The sequence below is a fragment of the Roseibium sediminis genome (assembly GCF_008711325.1).
Lineage (GTDB): Bacteria > Pseudomonadota > Alphaproteobacteria > Rhizobiales > Stappiaceae > Roseibium > Roseibium sediminis.
Map to the genome: position 1 here is coordinate 1 of NZ_VXDB01000073.1, position 1,450 is coordinate 1,450.

1 pseudogene is annotated in these 1,450 nt (G+C 59.7%); it reads right to left on the minus strand.

Annotated features, from left to right (window positions below):
* Nucleotides 1–13 precede the first annotated feature (13 nt).
* Nucleotides 14–1,450, minus strand: a pseudogene (locus F0155_RS23085) (DUF4815 domain-containing protein); the annotation flags it as partial.

Genomic DNA, 1,450 nt, shown 5'->3' on the forward strand with positions numbered 1-1,450 from the left:
ACCATCTTTCACCTCAAAGTGGATAGGCGCGAAGTTCGGCAACGGATGGCCGGGCGGCCGGTGTTCCTTGCAGAGTGATCCGGATGCGCCCACCATGAGGCGCGCTAAAAGGGCGCAGCTCATTGGTAGTCTCTATCCAGTTCTCGCCAAGGGTTCGGTTCGCTATGGGGTTAGCTGCTTCGAACACGCCATCTGCCTTGTCGGCCTCCAGCAGAACCGAGGATCCGGCAGGCGTGAACCGCTTGAACAGTCCGCGCACGAAAATCTCCCCGTCCATGGGAAAGATCCGCGACACATAGGTGGCATTCTCCTGAAGCCGTCCGCCGATCAGCTGCTTTGCAAACATCATCGGGCTTTGGGTTGGTGTCCCGGTCAGGACCGCTTCGAGAACCACTTCTTCGGAAACATATTCGGCGAACTCGATCGGCTGGTTTGCCTGCAGGATCTGGACAGAGCCATTGGCCCGCTTCAGTTCAAGGCGAACATTTGTGCCAAGCGGCACCTGGTCACTACCCTGAACAACCAGATCGGAAATCGCTTCAAGCGCCCCGCGCCAGAGTTCAACCCGGCGCGTCGTCTCGGTGAAGTTGGCCGAGATAACCTTGACCCGCGGAGAGATGTTGGCGTGATAGTCCCATGTGGAGCGGTTTGCACCCGAGAAGAACGACCCCTCCGGATAGGGTGTCCCGCCAATCCGCTGTTGGCTGACCGGATCCACATCGCCCTGCTTCGCGATCTGGATGGCGTGTTCACCGTCCCGGGTCATCCAGACATAGGACATCCGCTTGGCGGCGCTAACGGGTACCGGGGCGCGCCAGCGTGCCTGGATCAGATCGCCTGCTTCCACCCCATGCATCGGGATCAGAACGTCTGCAACCACCTCATTGGTCGGGTAACCATTGAGGACGCCCGCCAACTGAAGGACGATCGGATTATTTGGGTCGCCGACAGCGCCCATGTAGAAATCCAGACCCAGATTGTAGCCGTCCTCTTCTGGCGGGAAGACCCAGGCGATCGGGTCACCTTGGCGAGCTGCGCGACCATCTGACTGGCCCGTGCCGGTATTGCCGCCGCGAACACTGACATTCGTAACGTTCGTGACGTTGTTGGTCACATTGGTGACGTTGATGATCTGCGGCGGCGGCGCGGAAACCGTGACAAGGTTCACCTGTCGCATCAGTTCCGTTGTGATTGTCAGAGACGCTGCATAGGTCGCCCCGGCAAAAGAGCCGGCTGCACCCTTTGCGTCGACTGCATGGCCACCCGGCGGCACATTCTCAGGGATCTGGAACGTGCCCTCGATCACACCAACTTCGTTTGCCCGAAGCTTGGGTTCCGGTGTCACGTCCCGACCGGCGAACAGGAGGCTTTCCAGCTCCTCATTTGCGCCAAAGCCGTTCAGCGTGAAGGCAATATTCAATCGGCGGATAGCGCTGGCCGTCTCGGTCCG